19 protein-coding genes and 3 pseudogenes are annotated in these 15105 nt (G+C 32.8%); all 22 read left to right on the top strand.

All coding sequences use genetic code 11. The annotated features are described in order from the left end of the window. The first annotated feature begins 17 nt into the window (after nucleotides 1–17). On the top strand, nucleotides 18–485 hold the full coding sequence (locus COE49_RS07525) for a DUF6985 domain-containing protein (RefSeq protein ID WP_017673907.1): 468 nt from the start codon (nucleotides 18–20) through the stop codon (nucleotides 483–485). A 106-nt stretch (nucleotides 486–591) separates the two neighbouring features. After that, nucleotides 592–1160 (top strand): annotated as a pseudogene (locus COE49_RS07530) (ADP-ribosyltransferase). Between the two features lie 48 nt (nucleotides 1161–1208). Continuing rightward, a complete protein-coding gene (locus COE49_RS07535; protein WP_098883127.1) occupies nucleotides 1209–1988 on the top strand; it encodes a hypothetical protein in 780 nt (259 codons plus the stop codon). Between the two features lie 19 nt (nucleotides 1989–2007). Further along, entirely contained in the window at nucleotides 2008–2721 is a 714-nt protein-coding gene (locus COE49_RS07540) for a pentapeptide repeat-containing protein (protein WP_098945805.1), read from the top strand. A 186-nt stretch (nucleotides 2722–2907) separates the two neighbouring features. Beyond that, the gene (locus COE49_RS27950; RefSeq protein WP_255294744.1) at nucleotides 2908–3039 is read left to right on the top strand and encodes a DUF6572 domain-containing protein; all 132 of its coding nucleotides are present in this window, start codon (nucleotides 2908–2910) and stop codon (nucleotides 3037–3039) included. Nucleotides 3040–3144: 105 nt separating this feature from the next. Then, on the top strand, nucleotides 3145–3801 hold the full coding sequence (locus COE49_RS07550) for a hypothetical protein (RefSeq protein WP_071759443.1): 657 nt from the start codon (nucleotides 3145–3147) through the stop codon (nucleotides 3799–3801). Between the two features lie 32 nt (nucleotides 3802–3833). Continuing rightward, the gene (locus tag COE49_RS07555; RefSeq protein ID WP_249278310.1) at nucleotides 3834–4406 is read left to right on the top strand and encodes an AHH domain-containing protein; all 573 of its coding nucleotides are present in this window, start codon (nucleotides 3834–3836) and stop codon (nucleotides 4404–4406) included. Beyond that, nucleotides 4403–4897, top strand: a complete 495-nt coding sequence (locus COE49_RS07560) for a cytoplasmic protein (RefSeq protein WP_070146731.1) — start codon at nucleotides 4403–4405, stop codon at nucleotides 4895–4897. Before COE49_RS07555 ends, COE49_RS07560 begins: the two co-directional genes overlap by 4 nt. Nucleotides 4898–5482: 585 nt before the next feature. Beyond that, a complete protein-coding gene (locus tag COE49_RS07575; RefSeq protein WP_088229682.1) occupies nucleotides 5483–6268 on the top strand; it encodes a recombinase family protein in 786 nt (261 codons plus the stop codon). Between the two features lie 156 nt (nucleotides 6269–6424). Beyond that, the gene (locus COE49_RS07580) at nucleotides 6425–7660 is read left to right on the top strand and encodes an IS110 family RNA-guided transposase (protein WP_088229681.1); all 1236 of its coding nucleotides are present in this window, start codon (nucleotides 6425–6427) and stop codon (nucleotides 7658–7660) included. Nucleotides 7661–7918: 258 nt separating this feature from the next. Then, nucleotides 7919–8182: a hypothetical protein gene (locus COE49_RS27955; protein WP_240522830.1), complete on the top strand. Its 264-nt coding sequence runs from the start codon at nucleotides 7919–7921 to the stop codon at nucleotides 8180–8182. Between the two features lie 37 nt (nucleotides 8183–8219). After that, nucleotides 8220–8918: an SMI1/KNR4 family protein gene (locus COE49_RS07590; protein WP_088229680.1), complete on the top strand. Its 699-nt coding sequence runs from the start codon at nucleotides 8220–8222 to the stop codon at nucleotides 8916–8918. Between the two features lie 384 nt (nucleotides 8919–9302). Continuing rightward, nucleotides 9303–9377, top strand: a pseudogene (locus COE49_RS27960) (AHH domain-containing protein); the annotation flags it as partial. A gap of 63 nt (nucleotides 9378–9440) precedes the next feature. Then, the gene (locus COE49_RS07600; RefSeq protein WP_088229679.1) at nucleotides 9441–10415 is read left to right on the top strand and encodes a hypothetical protein; all 975 of its coding nucleotides are present in this window, start codon (nucleotides 9441–9443) and stop codon (nucleotides 10413–10415) included. Between the two features lie 16 nt (nucleotides 10416–10431). Beyond that, nucleotides 10432–10887, top strand: a complete 456-nt coding sequence (locus COE49_RS07605; RefSeq protein WP_088229678.1) for a DUF6630 family protein — start codon at nucleotides 10432–10434, stop codon at nucleotides 10885–10887. Between the two features lie 131 nt (nucleotides 10888–11018). Further along, nucleotides 11019–11219, top strand: a pseudogene (locus COE49_RS28330) (cytoplasmic protein); the annotation flags it as partial. A 120-nt stretch (nucleotides 11220–11339) separates the two neighbouring features. Next, nucleotides 11340–11993, top strand: a complete 654-nt coding sequence (locus COE49_RS07615; protein ID WP_088229677.1) for an SMI1/KNR4 family protein — start codon at nucleotides 11340–11342, stop codon at nucleotides 11991–11993. 72 nt (nucleotides 11994–12065) lie between these two features. Continuing rightward, nucleotides 12066–12533 carry a DUF2004 domain-containing protein gene (locus COE49_RS07620; protein ID WP_088229676.1) on the top strand — a complete coding sequence of 156 codons (468 nt, stop codon included), beginning with the start codon at nucleotides 12066–12068 and terminating at the stop codon, nucleotides 12531–12533. A 28-nt stretch (nucleotides 12534–12561) separates the two neighbouring features. After that, the gene (locus COE49_RS07625) at nucleotides 12562–13017 is read left to right on the top strand and encodes an immunity protein YezG family protein (RefSeq protein ID WP_088229675.1); all 456 of its coding nucleotides are present in this window, start codon (nucleotides 12562–12564) and stop codon (nucleotides 13015–13017) included. 68 nt (nucleotides 13018–13085) lie between these two features. After that, nucleotides 13086–13553, top strand: coding sequence for an Imm30 family immunity protein (locus COE49_RS07630; RefSeq protein ID WP_088229674.1), 468 nt, complete (start codon nucleotides 13086–13088; stop codon nucleotides 13551–13553). Nucleotides 13554–13565: 12 nt separating this feature from the next. Continuing rightward, entirely contained in the window at nucleotides 13566–14105 is a 540-nt protein-coding gene (locus tag COE49_RS07635) for a T6SS immunity protein Tdi1 domain-containing protein (RefSeq protein WP_088229673.1), read from the top strand. Between the two features lie 85 nt (nucleotides 14106–14190). After that, nucleotides 14191–14676, top strand: coding sequence for an immunity protein YezG family protein (locus COE49_RS07640; RefSeq protein WP_088229672.1), 486 nt, complete (start codon nucleotides 14191–14193; stop codon nucleotides 14674–14676). The last annotated feature ends 429 nt before the right edge of the window (nucleotides 14677–15105 follow it).

Below are 15105 nucleotides of genomic sequence, written 5' to 3' on the forward strand. Positions count from 1 at the left end.
AAGGGGAAAAATTAAAAATGAAAATAAATGATGAAGTTTTTGGTGAGCTTGAATATGATTATGTCTGGAGTAGAGATACTACCATTGAGTTTTGCGGCAAAGAAGCCGATATTGCTTTGATGATAGATGGTGAAGAAGATGGTGAATTTAGTGAAAAACAGTATGCTTCGTATAATTCTTTAATACAAAATTGGGGGCATCTTCAACAAAGTATTTTGCAACCAATTTTAGATTATTACAAGCAAAAACGACATGAGCTTGGGTATGATGTTTCATATAATGAAAATTATCCTTTAATTGAAACGATTGATCAGCTTCTTGAAAGGATCAGGCTAGTGGGGATTTATGTCCCATCTGCTAGACGCTTTGAAGGCAGATATATTGGACTAACATTTGACTGTACATGGGACATGGAAAATGGGGTAGGTATTCGTCTAATAAATGAAGAAGTAGCTAGGGTAGGATACCAAGATGTTGCAATTTAAGCATTACTATTTGTTATAAATACACATAACAGAGTATGAAAAATTAGTTCGTTTTGGAAGTTAATGAAAAAATTAATCTTGAAGGTTATTCCTATTGTACATACCATTGAGGTCTTTTCCTAAAGATATTGAATTTGTAAATCCATCTGATAAGGGTACGGGTGATAGTAGTAAGGCAAACCCAAACAAAATTAAGTCAACTCCGGAAAGAGAAAAATACTATCGAATGAAAATAGATGAAGCCAAAGCGCGAGGAAGAGAAGAAGAAATAAAAGGGAGAAAAGCTTTGGGAGAACACCTAAATCGTACATTAGAGGACAATAACTCTGGCAAGGTTGTTACGTATACATCCAGTGAAGGGCATTTTACGCTAAGGATGAAATCGATTTAGTTCATGATCACAAACACAAAATAAGTGACAAAGAACACGTTATTCATAATGACAGTCAAATGCGAGCTGAAAGGGAAATGCTCGAAGATAAAAGTGGAAGTCATATTGTGACAATATCAAGTGATAAACCCGATTTGAATGGAATTCCTCCTCATCCAAGACCAAGTGGACCTTTGGGTAAGGATAGTGATGTTTACTACACTGATCCAAATAGCGGTAAAGTGACTCATAAATGGGAGAACAATACACGTTTACCTGGTGGAGGTAGGTGGAAAAAGCTGTGAATAAAAATTATTATTTGACTATATTTTTTAATATTAAGGGGGATATACATGAAACCAGATTTTTTCACAATTACAATGTATCCTACAGTATCTTTTAACGAAGAAGAATTATTAGGTCGTCTTTTGGATGTGTTTGAGTCAAATGAAAAATTTGCTCCTACTCATTGGGGCAACTGTGAAACGGTACGGGTAGAATATAACCGTCAGGAAATGCTGGAAAAAGTAGTTTCAGAGCGTATAGTATCAGAAGTTTACCTGTATCGTGATAAATCTGTGAACTACACAGGACGTTTTCAAGTTAACTGGAGCCATCGTTCATTTTTAGAGTTTGAGTTTCATAAATCAATACCTAAAAAATTATGGGCTGCTTTTTTTGAGTTATCTGACCAAATCGCAGAAATTGCGAAACCAAGTTATGGAGTAACTCAAATTTTTTGGCCTTTATCATATCCGTGGAATACCGAACATGAACGCTTACAAATGTGGATGGAAATATCTTCCCAACCAATACCAGTTAGGTTTCTTCCTAGCGGTCCCTTAGGGATAGGGGCTAGAACATACTTTAGTGGTCATATTTTAGAAATGTTTGATAAGGAATTATTACAAAATAGTCCAGCTGTGGTATCTGAGCTAGATTGGGGTGGTCTTTGTATTGATATTTTAAATAATCCATTAGAGAGTGACAGTGATACATTACTTGATAATTGGCTACAAGTAATGAAGTATTTGGAACCAGCACAAGTAATGGCTATACCAAGTTTTGATGAAGATCAGATGGGTATAACTTATTCTCCAAATGTTGCTTGGAAGGAGTATCTGGAAAGTTAAATGAAAGGAATTTGTAATCATGGATGAGAAAAATAATGATAGAATAAAAGTCATGGAAATATTAAATCGATCTCAATACAATGATGAAATTATAGATGGGCTAGATATGAGCAATTTAGACCTTACTTTTTCTGATTTGTCAGAGGTGATGGCAGAGGGTATCATGGCAAAACAAGTCCATTTAAGAGCTTCTTCACTAATGAGAGCATCTTTTTTTGATTGTGATTTTGAGTTTGCTGATTTCAGAAGCTGTAATTTAGAGGAAATACATATTGCAGATTGTAGATTTGGTGAAGCTAATTTCTCTAAAGCCAATATGAAATATGCAAAGGTAAATATAAGTAGTTGTTTTGAAACATGTTTTGATGAAGTTGATTTTTCATATGGAGAATTAGTTGGAACAATATTAAATCATGCTACTTTTCGCCATGCAAATTTATCAGGAATCAATGCGGAACAGGCCGACTGTACGGGAACAAATTTCAGCAACGCGAATCTTACAGAAGGTAACTTTGAAAAAGCATATTTAGAAGATGCTAATTTATCAGAAGTAGATGCTAGAAATACAGATTTTACAAACGCGGATTTAACAGGAGCGAACCTTTTAAATGGGAATTTCACGGATGCGAATTTTACCGGTGCCAAACTAGACAATGTAGTTTGGAAGGGAGCACAGGTAGAAGGAGCCAAGTTTGACGAAAATGTGAAGGAACAAATCTTAAAAATGATTTAAATATGATGGGAAGTATATACATTTGAGCACTCGAAAACCTATTATTGGTAGCGAGTGCTTTTTTTGTAGAGATATTAGAGATTACTAAATTAGTGAAAATCAATATAGATTATTTTTAAGGATTATTAGATAGATTAAGTCGGGAATATTATATAATTGAAATTAAACTAGTATAGGCTGCGGAAAATGCAACTGTCTTCAGTAAATAAGTTATCACTAATGATTATAGATCATTTAGATTGGGAAAATACACTTCAGCATTTAACGTTGTTACAAGATAAAATTAATGCCTATGTATCTTTTATAGAAAATGGATAAATTATAGTATTTATCCGGATGTTAAGTTAGTAGATGGATTTATATTTAATTTAAGATGCAAATGTAAATTAATTGGAAATTACAAGGAATTATTGGAGGTGTAATGTGAAAGCTAATAAAGCATTTGAATGCGTATGTAATCTAATATCTGAAAAGTATTTAGATAATGGTTGGAAATATTCTAAGTCTGGTCATTGGATGAGTAAAAAAGATAAAAATTTCATTTATAAGGTACTCTTTTATACAAGTTGGAATAATATATCTGATAAAAATGTAGTATTTTATGGTGAATGCGCAATTCTTCCTTTAAAATCTAAAGATAAAATATTTCATATTAATACACGTCAGTGCAATGTACCAAGCGGTCAGTTATATTGGAACATAGCAAATGAGGAAGAGTGGGAGCGGACAGTTAACGAATTCACTAATTGGTTAAATAGTGTATTTATGCCAATTGTAGAAAGGTGTACGAATGATTTGAACAACTTTGTAAAAGAGGTTGTTGAAAGGGGTTTTTATCCTCAAAAGGGTTATATGGTAGATATTAATTTTATATTAACGCACGGGTCGCGTGAATTGGCAGAGGAAGCTATCAAAAGATACTATGACAGTTTGGAAGAGTCAATAAAAAAAGAATTTAAAGATAACTATGAAAGTATGGTGTGTGGTAATGAAGCAGTTAGTGCATATGGTAATAATATGATGAGAAATTACACCAATTTTAGAACTATCATAGATAATAAAATAATTGTTACTTTATAGTACATCAAATGGTTTGACTTAGTAAGCGATAATTGGTAACCCAATTATCGCTTTTGGTTTTAAATAAGGGTACGGGTGAAGCTACTAGACTTATTCCAGGTACCCCTGGAAAGGTTACAGGAGGTAGTTCTACAAAATTAGGGCAAAATTTATTGGAATCCATGGGGCTTCCACGTTCTGCATCACGGAAAGGATATCAGGCGCAACATATAATACCTAAAAACTTAAGAAATCATCCGGTATTAAAGAAAATTGGAATGGATATGGATCATGCTGATAACGGGATATTTTTACCGATACCAGCAAAAGATCCAAGTGCTTTGTCTAGGCATAGAGGATTTCATAGTGTATATAATAATGTGGTTAAAGATCAGTTAGATAAATTAAATATCAATCAAAGTATTAAGGAGTTGGAACAACAAGTATTTGAATTGCAACAAAAATTAAAAAAAGGTACAGAAAGTGGCTTGCCATTATACAAATCAAAGGTATTAGAAATTGGTATTGAGAAGTTTTACAAGACAAAATTAAATGAAGAAATAAAGATTTGGCAAAGAGGTGGCGGCGCTACTGAAGAACTTTGGGAAAGGTGGATAAATAAATGAAGTACGGAAAAAACACTCAATTAGTCGAAGAGGTTATTAATTTTATTACAAATTTACAACTTTTTCATTATGAAAACCTTCTAAATCGTGATGTTGTTATGGTTAATGAGTATGAAAGAGCACAAGAATTGGCATGGTCTCAAGATTTGGATGAGGTTGAAAACGTTTGGGAAGATATTAAATCCTCAGAAGGTGGGGAAATAATAGGACAATTATATGAGCATGATTTAAACTCTATGGAGCGTCCTATAAGGGAGATTATTCAATCGTCCGAGAACTATTCAGGTGATTTTGTATTACAATATATTGATATTTTTGAAGAAATAATTGGAGATTTACATATGTGTGCACTAAATCGTTTAGTAAATGGAAAAGTTGATAATTTTTATGAAAGAATCTTTGAGGTTTATAAGCTTGGGGGATGGCCATGTGGATGGGAAGGTGAATATCCAGAAGGGAGAATAATTGTATATTCACCAGATAAAAAATAAAGTATATTTGCAGTGGAAAGAAAAACAATAAGTGGTTTAAAAGTAGAGACTCATGATGGTTGTACCATCATGGAGTATTACGTACAATGATAGAACAGAAAACGAGGTGCGAGCTTAGGCGAGATGACATTTTAACGAAAGATGAATATAAACGCATGGAAGAGACATAAAATTAACGAACTCGTACAAGCTCGTTAGTTTTAAATTAATATTTGTCACGATATATATAAGGTGTCATACTATTATTATAAAACTTATAAATTAAAGCTACTTAAAAACAGATGAACTTAAAGCGCTTGATTGTCAATTATGGCAACAAGTGCTTTTTTGCATTTTAGCGTAGAAATAAGTTGGTAAACGTATAATTTTATAAATGTATTAAGTGTTAAATTTTATAAACTGTAGTGGCTTTGTACAGTGTACGACACTACTAGAGAAAAAACTATTGTAAAAATAAAGGGTTGTATTATGTTTTGAAGTCATCGTAAAGTACGTTTTAACGGATTTACGTTACGAACACGTTATCCGCAAAAAACAGGTAAACGTTACAGGGACTAAAATTACTGTAACGGGAGGGAATTTATAATGGGAGAGAAAGTAGTTGGTTACATACGAGTTTCAACGGAAGGACAAGTACGTGATGGGTATAGTTTAGCGTATCAAGTAGAAGAGATTGAACGTTACTGTAACGAAAATAATTTAGAACTACTTCGTGTGTATGGAGATAGAGGATTAAGCGGAGCGATTGTTGATGAAGAGGGATTAACAGTTGAACGTGATGGACTACAAGAGCTATTGTCGGATATGGCGTATAAACAAGTAAGCTATGTTGTTGTGTTGAATACATCACGATTGTGGCGCTCTGATATGGCGAAAGTATTGATACAACGAGAATTAAAGAAACATGAAGTAGATGTGAAGGCAATTGAACAATCAAGCTATAGTATTTACATACATGAGCCAAATGACTTTTTGGTGAATGGCATGTTAGAGCTATTAGACCAATATCAACGACTTGAAATTGCATTGAAGCTAAGTAGAGGTAGAAAGAAGAAGGCTGAACAAGGTGGATATGCAGGTGGTGGTGTATTGTTTGGCTACAAGGCAACAAAAGGACAAAAGGTGTTAGAAGTAGATGGTGAGAAAGCAGTAGTTGTACGTAGACTATTTGAATTAAGACAATTTTTTAAACATTGGTCGCTAACTCAATTGGCAGAACGACTAAATAGGGAAGGGTATTGTACTGAGAAAGGAAAGTTGTTTACGAAAGTGCAAGTGAAACGTATGTTAGACCGAGAGAGCTTTTATCGAGGGATATATACATATGGACAAATACAAGCAAATGGGAAACATCCAGCAATTATTTTATAAACTCACTTAAAAAATTAGCTCATTTTACTATACATACTACTAAAGTTATGAAAAATGGATAGGCTTGCGTACCTATGCGCATCGAAAGATGAACGCTCGAACTAAGGTTGCCGACATTTTTATATATGACTAAATCATTGAATAGAGGGATGAGTTATGCATAATAGACAGAACTATTTGTATGTAGGAGTAGATTTACATAAGGAGCATCATACGGCTGTTATTATTAATTGTTGGCAAGAGAAACTAGGAGAAATACAATTTGATAATAAACCATCTGCATTTTCGAAGTTCTTATTAGAAGTAGAGACATATGTGAGTGATGGTTTATCAGTTGTATTTGGTTTAGAAGATGTTGGTGGTTATGGAAGAGCGTTAGCGAAATATTTAGTAGATCACGAACAGGTAGTAAAAGAGGTAAACCCAGCTTTATCATTTTTAGAACGAAAAAGCCAAGTGATGATACACAAAAATGATAGTTGGGATGCGGAATGTGTGGCACGCATATTGATAAACAAATTTAATCAATTACCAGATGCAAAGCCAAACGATTTATTATGGTCAATACAACAATTGGTTTCAAGAAGGAATGCATTAGTAAAAGCACAAAGTGCATTAAAGAACCAATTACATATTCAATTAAACCACCATTATCCAAGTTATAAAAAGTTTTTCTCAGAGTTAGATGGAAAAACAGCATTAGCGTTTTGGCAGCAATATCCGTCACCCTCTTGTTTAGAGGGGGCAAATATAAAGCAATTAACAGCTTTTTTATTAGATGTTAGCAACAATACATGTTCAGTAAAGAAAACAAGCGAAATATTAAAACTTGTAAAAGAAGATGGACATACAATGAAGGAATATCAAGAAACACGAGATTTTTTAGTAAGAAGTATTGTACGGGATATTGAGTTTAAAAAGAAAGAAATGAAATACATCGAGAGAGAATTAAAACAGCTAGTAAATCTACTAGATTATCAATTAGAAACGATGCCGGGAATAGAACTTGTGACGGCATCAGCATTAATTGCAGAAATTGGAGATGTAAGACGATTTCCAAATGCCAACAAATTAGCACGATTTGCGGGGATTGCGCCTGTTTACTTTGGTTCTGGTGGGAAAGGTAAGACACACAAAAGCAAACAAGGAAACAGGGCGCTACACGCTTTATTTTATAATTTAGCAGTGCAGCAAGTGCAAGTAGCAAAAGGAAGTAAGATGCCACGAAACCCAGTGTTTCATGCGTACTATCAAAAGAAACTTAAAGAGGGAAAAACAAAAGGACAAGCATTGGTATGTATTATGAGAAGGCTTGTAAACATTGTATATGGCATGATGAAATATAAAACAGCTTATGAATTGCCGATAGTGGAAGAAAAAGAAGTAGTTTAATAAGGTTTTACAGGGGTTGCTTTTTTATTGTTAGGGTTTAAGATTACAACATAGGGTACGGGTAATATTGGAACACCGCCTCGATACGGGGAAAGAAGAATCTCAAAGGAATTATATGATGAATTAAGAGATGGAACGCCTACTGCAAAGCTACGGGAAAAAGTTAATGAGGGCATTGAGGATAAAATAGGAACGCCTGACCCTGCTTTACCTGGTAAGTATATTACAGATAGACTTCAAGCTGATCATATCGTATCAATGAAAAATATAGAAAAGATGGAAAATTTTTATAAATTAACGAAAGAACAACAACTTAAGGTTTTAAATAATGAAGAGAATTTTCTAGGATTAAGTGAAGCAGCCAATAAATCTAAGGGGTCTAAATCTTATTCTGATTGGACAATTTATAAGAAAGAAAAAATTGAAGTTGATCCTAAGTTTAGAGAAGAAATGATAAAGAAGGAAAAAGAATTAGAAATGAAATTACAAAAACAAATTGATGATTTTGTTGAAAGGAAATAAAAAGGATATAGATAAATAAAGGAGATGACATAGCATAATGGAACAAAAACTTGGGTTTTTAAGAAAATATAAAAGAAATGCACAACTTATATCATGCCATGAGATTAATAAACTTGATTGTGGGAAAATACCAAATTCATGGTATGAATTGTTTCAAGAAGAAAACGTAGACAAGAGAGTTGAGAGTATTTTATCGATATGGAAAGAGCAAGTAGGAGTGGAATTAAGAAACACTATTTCTTATTTGTCTAGGCACCTTGAAGAAGTAGAGTTTATGGACAAAAATGGTAAATATTCAATTTTATACACTATTAAAACAGATAATGGTGAAATTCTATATTATGAGGGGGGAAATCCCAAAGATGAGTTTAATAATGAAGAACTAGAAAAATCTTGGGATAAGATTCCTTCAACAATACGAAATTTTTATCGAACTGTTCATAATGGTTTCTATTTTTATGCGAGCCAATCTATGGGTTTAGTTCCTTTAGAAAATGTAACTTTTTTTGATGATGATGAATGGGGTATTATTGAGGAGTTAGAAGAGCCTTTACAAATTGATTTACAAACTACTTTTGGTTTCTTTAAAAGTGGTATGGGTGGTTATGTTGCAGTAGATTATAAGAATTCTAATAATGATAATGCGACTTTATGGTGGACGAATAAAGAGCCTAGATATAATATGAATTTTTGGGACATAGTTGATGAATGGATAGTAATTGGATTTGAAGTTTAGTTTCAAGGTTCTGTTGCAAAGTTTTTATATAAACAAAAAAATCCTAATTTAGTAGGTAGAGTTTATACAACTTTGAATAGGTTCTCTAATTCATTGTACGTCGAAAAAACGAAGTACGAGCTTAGGAGAGATGACATTTTAATGTGCGACGAATATAAAGACATGGAATGGACATAAAACTAATGAACTCGTACAAGCTCGTACTGTTACTATAAAACTTACAAATTCATGCTACTTAGAAATAGATTAACTTAAAGCACTTGAATGTCGACTAAAGGCAACAAGTGCTTTTTTTATAGATAGGCATGCTATGAATGTATAAAAATTATTTTATGAATTAAGATTAACAGAAATTACTAATATTATATAATTGAAAATACATAAGCCAAAGGTGTGGACTCCGTATCCCCATTCGTTAAAGGTGTAGAAATACTGCCAGATGGAAGTGTCGTTAGAACTTGTTGATGAGTTAAAGGTAAAGGACTGGAATAAGAAAATAGATTAATTCATAGGGAGGATGCAATGATGAACCCCAGAAAGTTAGAAATGGCTTTTAAAAGATATAGCAAAAATTTTGTGGATGGAATCAAATTTGAAGATGTTAAAGATAAATATAATGTCAGTAGAAGTAAGGTTGAGAAAATTGTTGAACAAAATGAAACAGAGAAAGATCACATCCTACTAATCAATTTAAGCAAAATTTTCTCATATCACTTGTCACTATGGAAAAACGATGTATTGATAAGCGGTGGAAACAATGTAGAAGGATTAAAGAACATGCAGAAAGTCTTATTTTACCAGTGCATGGGACAAGATCTTTATAAAATCAGATATCCAAAGATGATTTTGGGGTATACGTTTAGAGAAGTCGTCCTCACATTAGTTCATTTTGCAATGTATGGATGGGAGAAAGAAGAAAATATATTATATGATTTTATGGTTCATCACTTCGGTGGACATTTAATAGATGCTAATGAAGAGAATAGACATATTTGGTTTTTGCTAGAGCTATACTCGCAGTATAGAAATAAAACCATCATGGGGACAAATGAAAAATTGCATCTAGTCGTGAAAAATAAGTTTAAAGAAGCTGAACTACGATGCGATTTAATCCCTGAAGACCTAAATATATATGATGAAGTGTTAGGACGTTGGTCGACTCGTGACTTAGAAGAAATAGAATATCTAATTTCGATAATGTCTCAGTATCATTCTGCGTTAGCTTCTGAAATCGGACAGCTAGGTGAATTTGATGATTTCAGATACGGATTTTATCCTTTTGAAATATTATTTTTAATCCATGTAAGGAAACAACTAGGGTTGCCAGTACCTACTCAAATCGATAATTTTCTGATGAATACTCCAGAAGCTAGAATGGTATTTGGGGAACATGAGTCATATCCTGAATGGGATCCCGTACTTCAGATGATTGATCAATTTTATCATGAAAACTATCCGGAATATATTCCTAACAAGCATGGAGAATTATTTCAATAAAAGGGAGGAAGCTAATATGCATGATCAAGGGATAGCGCAGATTATATTTCTTGATAGCAAGGATTTGGAAACGTTTTTGAAGGAGCAAGGAGGTTATGACTTACATGAAGACCTATTAAAATATGGATTGACGACGAAACAGTTTTTATACGTTGACTATAAAGGTGAGCAATACCAAGAAATTGTCAATTTTATTCTTGATTACGAATTTGCCCACCAAATTGAATTAGCAAGACAAGAGGAACTTGAGAAATTAGAAGCATTTAATTATGAATTTTTACCTGATAAGATCGAGATGGCCAACAAAATACTGTCACCAAAGGGATATGGTCTATTTTTATATCCAAGTTCGGGCGACTTTTACGCATTATTCATTGCGAAAATAGAGAATGTAACAAAGATTCTGCAAGAAGAAGTGCTGCTCGATGATAAAATCCCTTTTCAAGAAAGGTGTATCAAATATTATAGATAGGCCTAAGGATTGTACGCCTTCAACCTTGAATCCGGTCAAGATTTCCTTATAAGTTAATATCAAGATTGCATAACCATCTAGAATGTGCTATTTTTGGCCACGTACGATTTTTATAACACCATGTGTTACTTATTTCTATTGATCATATAAATATTCTTGAAGAAGTAGAAAGAGACCTTGAGATGTGTGCACTAAATCGTTTAGTAAATGGAAAAGTAGATAATTTTTATGAAAAGGTATTTAAGGTGTATAAAATGGGAGGATGGCCCTGTGGATGGAAAGGTGAGTACCCTAAAGGGAAAATGATTGTTTACTTACCAAATGAAAAATGAAGGCTTACATACCGATATACTTTATAAATTTAATGAAATTTATAGTGAAATAATTATAGAGAGATGACAGGGAGTAATCGATACGTATAAATATCTTGATAGTTTAGGAGGGATTATTAAATGATTAATCTATCTAATATTCCAGATTTGATAGCAAAGTCGGCAGCAAGTGATATTGAAATTCAAGCAGTAGAAAATCGTATGAATGTTACATTACCTAATGTATATAAGGAATTATTGAGATGTACAAATGGCTTTTCAATTGGTGGTGGGTTACTTATTTATGGCACGGAGCATATTGCAGAAAGGAACGAGGTTTGGGAAGTAGATGAGTATGCAATGGGGTATGTCGCAATTGGTGATGACGGTGGCGGTAATGTATTTTTAATGGCTCAGCATGCAAAGGAAAAAGAGGTGTTAGTAATTGGTTCTGGGGATATGAATCCAAGCCATGCTACTGTAATTACCGCTGATTTTAAAAAATGGGTGAATAGTGGTTGTTTAAGTGAAATAGAACAGAAAACAATAAATAAGTTATCTGATATTTGTAATATAGTGTTAGTGAAAACTCCTAGTGAAGGTTTGAAAGATTTAATAAAAATAAAGAACGTATTAGGGCTTGAGATTGCCACAGTAGATTTGCTAAAGGGTTCAAAAAATCTTCCTTATATATTAGTAGAGAGATTTCCATACGGTAAGGCGAAAAAACTCATTGAAAAATTAGCAATTGATAGTACTATACTGAGTATAGAAGTGGCTGGAAAAAACAGTTAATATTAGAGGGTAACTTTCATACGAATAGAGAAATCTATATGGATCCAAGGGAGTAAATAGGGAGAGTTAAAAATGATTATAAATGATGCAGTTTTTGGTGAGATTGAGTATACATATGGATGGGTTAAGGACATTACCGTTGAATTTTGTGGAAAAGAAGTTGAAATAGCATTGATAGTGAAAGGTGAAAAAGACGGTAAGTTTGATGAAGAACAATATACTGCTTATAATTCATTATTGCAAAATTGGGAACGACTGCAGCAAGTTTTTTTACAAGCGATTTTAGACTATTACAAGCAAGAGCGTCAACAATTAGGGTATGCTGTTGAATTTAATGAAAATTACCCGCATATCGAAACAATTGATCAATTACTTAAGAGGATCACTTTAGTTGGAATTGTAGTCCCATATGGAGATATTCATGAAGAACGAGATATTGGGATAACTTTCGATTGTACGTGGGATACAGAGAATGGACTAGGAATACGTCTACTAAATGAAAAAGTAACTGAAGTGGGGTATCAAGACGTTGCCATTTAACTTTTAATCTAAGGAGTGAAAAAGTAGTATGAAAGAATTTGAGGAAAAGTTTAGTGAATTGCAAGCTGATATGATATCTATATGCATGGAATATGTTGAAAATAGAGCTGATAAAGTATATGTGTACGCTTCATGTGAAGAAGATATGATTTCTAGTAGTTTCTTTTATTTAATTAACAATAAGTATGTAGAGTGTCACAAGGTTAATGATGCATTGAAAAATGGGGGGAAAAGATATGATGTATATCCAGAACGAATGTTTCAGGTTCTACAAATTATAAGTGAAGATATTGAAGGAATTGAAATGTTATGCAAAGAATACGAAAAAGATATGCCAACTGAGATGAAATTAATATACGATGCTAAGAGTGGTAAGTTTAGAGCTGAATATGAGTATGATTTAATCCATACAAATGATGATATAAAAACGGCTGATGATTTTGCTGATGAGTGGTTTGAGGAAGTGAAAAATAATAACCTTTAAAAGGGGTACAGTAATAGTTATATCTTAGTTAAATAGATAATGAGTGGGAGTAGAAAATGGAGAAATCGATGGATTTTAATGAGCGAATAGCCATTTTATATAAAATGCGTTTTCTAGAGAATGAAGGGGATGATATTGAAGTTTTTGAGAGTATTCTTACTGAATTAGCGAATAAAGGGACAAATGATATAATTCCTGATCTTTGTATAATTTTTGAGGATGATATTGCTGAGCCATCAGCGGGTGACTACCTTATTGAAACGATTTTTTATATTGCTGAACATTCCGGGGTAGAGGAAGGGCTATACAAATTAGCTATTAGTATTCCTAAAATGTTACCTCATGCAGAATTCTGGGCGGAAAGAATTCATCGGACTCTTTTACATTCAAAAGGTTTAGTCGTATCGTATATGAATGTTTTAGAAAATATAAATAATTCAATAAAGCAAATAATTAAAGGGATTCTTCTTGAGATAAGGGAGGACGACCCAGATTTATATTTAGAAAAAGTAAATTCAATCTTAGAGAAATTGTGATAAGGGGATACTATGGAAAAGATAAGTGATTTTATATGTTTCGAAAAGCCGTCGCAAGAGATTGTTGAAAAGTATATAGGTAAAGTTCCTGAACAAATAATAGATTTATGGAAACAATATGGATTTGGAAGTATGTTAAACGGATATTTAAGGTTGGTAAACCCAGAAGAATATTTAGATATATTAAAGGAAAGTTATATCCGTTATGAAGAGGCTATCCCGGTTTTTACAACAGGTATGGGAGATATTCTTGTGTGGGAAAATAACTATTTATTATTACTTAAGTATCGAAAAGGTACAGTAGATGTAGCGGGTGGGAAATTTAAGTTTTTCTTCAAAAATATGAAAGATGACTATTTTCTAGAGAAAGTATTGGATTGGATGCCTTACAAGCAGGCAATACACAGGTACGGAAGTCTTGAAATTGATGAATGTTTTGGTTACACACCGTTACTTCCATTAGGTGGATCAGAAAAAGTAGAAAACTTACAAAAGGTTAAACTTATTGAGCATGTTTATTTAATTACTCAATTTATGGGCCCAATAGAATAATGAATGAAGAAACTGGATGCTAGATAAAGGGGCTTTCAGTTTTATTATTTTGAAAAAAGGATATTATTGTAATGGAGGAAAGTAAATGAATACAGAGAACGTAGAAAGTATTTATCAAAAAGTAGCTATACAGTTAAACAGTATTATTCCAGAAACATGGGAAAAAGTAATGGTATATTCAGAAGTTGATGAATATAGTGATTCGACGGTATTTTTCTACTTTCCAAAAAATAAGCGGGAACCGATATACAGTTTAGATATTGAAGATATGGAAGGGATTGATGAAGACGAGACTGAACGTCAATTAAATCTTCTCGACAGTATCTTCAGAGAGTTATGGGAAGAATTTAAAAGAAATAAGCAGGAACCTTGGACCAATTTAACATTTGAGTTATATTCTACTGGTAAGTTTGATGTTGAATTTGATTATACTTTACTAGAGGAAGAAAATAATTATAATCATTATGAGAGATTAATTATATGGAAGTATAAAAAGTTAGGAGTTTCTCCTGATGAAAAGAGAGAAAGTGATGTGAAACTAATTAGAGAATATATGAATACACAAAAATAATCTCTACTAGAGTTATAGATATAAGGTGTTTGAAAATACATACTCCATGATGGTTGTACCATCATGGAGTATTACGTGCAATGATAAAATAGAAAACGAAGTACGAGCTTAGGTGAGATGATATTTTACTGGATGATGAACATAAAGCTAATGAACTTAAAGCACTTGATTGTCAATTAAAGACAACAAGTGCTTTTTTAATGTAAGTGTCAAATATTCCCCACGCTATTTGTGAGCAGTAAACCTCCCACCTTAAAATTCAGCTAGAGAAAAAAAGTTAGGGGAGAATCGGGCTGCCCGTAAAAGTCTGATTGGTAAAGGCTGATAATTAGTGAAGGATGAACAAAAAACCACTAATTAAAGTTTCACTTTATTTTAAAACAAGTTATGGATAAATCCCTATAATTAAAATTTAAAAAATCAAAAAAA

It is taken from the genome of Bacillus sp. AFS029637 (assembly GCF_002584985.1).
Taxonomy (GTDB): Bacteria; Bacillota; Bacilli; order Bacillales; family Bacillaceae_G; genus Bacillus_A.

Bases quoted from the DNA above. Each gene is read 5' to 3' on its own strand.
- COE49_RS07560 (WP_070146731.1), top strand. From the start codon at position 4,403: ATGAAGTACGGAAAAAACACTCAATTAGTCGAAGAGGTTATTAATTTT.
- COE49_RS07580 (WP_088229681.1), top strand. From the start codon at position 6,425: ATGCATAATAGACAGAACTATTTGTATGTAGGAGTAGATTTACATAAG.
- COE49_RS07605 (WP_088229678.1), top strand. From the start codon at position 10,432: ATGCATGATCAAGGGATAGCGCAGATTATATTTCTTGATAGCAAGGAT.
- COE49_RS27950 (WP_255294744.1), top strand. From the start codon at position 2,908: ATGCAACTGTCTTCAGTAAATAAGTTATCACTAATGATTATAGATCAT.
- COE49_RS07625 (WP_088229675.1), top strand. From the start codon at position 12,562: ATGAAAGAATTTGAGGAAAAGTTTAGTGAATTGCAAGCTGATATGATA.
- COE49_RS07540 (WP_098945805.1), top strand. From the start codon at position 2,008: ATGGATGAGAAAAATAATGATAGAATAAAAGTCATGGAAATATTAAAT.
- COE49_RS07630 (WP_088229674.1), top strand. From the start codon at position 13,086: ATGGATTTTAATGAGCGAATAGCCATTTTATATAAAATGCGTTTTCTA.
- COE49_RS07575 (WP_088229682.1), top strand. From the start codon at position 5,483: ATGGGAGAGAAAGTAGTTGGTTACATACGAGTTTCAACGGAAGGACAA.
- COE49_RS07620 (WP_088229676.1), top strand. From the start codon at position 12,066: ATGATTATAAATGATGCAGTTTTTGGTGAGATTGAGTATACATATGGA.
- COE49_RS07615 (WP_088229677.1), top strand. From the start codon at position 11,340: ATGATTAATCTATCTAATATTCCAGATTTGATAGCAAAGTCGGCAGCA.
- COE49_RS07600 (WP_088229679.1), top strand. From the start codon at position 9,441: ATGATGAACCCCAGAAAGTTAGAAATGGCTTTTAAAAGATATAGCAAA.
- COE49_RS07535 (WP_098883127.1), top strand. From the start codon at position 1,209: ATGAAACCAGATTTTTTCACAATTACAATGTATCCTACAGTATCTTTT.
- COE49_RS07635 (WP_088229673.1), top strand. From the start codon at position 13,566: ATGGAAAAGATAAGTGATTTTATATGTTTCGAAAAGCCGTCGCAAGAG.
- COE49_RS07525 (WP_017673907.1), top strand. From the start codon at position 18: ATGAAAATAAATGATGAAGTTTTTGGTGAGCTTGAATATGATTATGTC.
- COE49_RS07640 (WP_088229672.1), top strand. From the start codon at position 14,191: ATGAATACAGAGAACGTAGAAAGTATTTATCAAAAAGTAGCTATACAG.
- COE49_RS07590 (WP_088229680.1), top strand. From the start codon at position 8,220: ATGGAACAAAAACTTGGGTTTTTAAGAAAATATAAAAGAAATGCACAA.
- COE49_RS27955 (WP_240522830.1), top strand. From the start codon at position 7,919: ATGAAAAATATAGAAAAGATGGAAAATTTTTATAAATTAACGAAAGAA.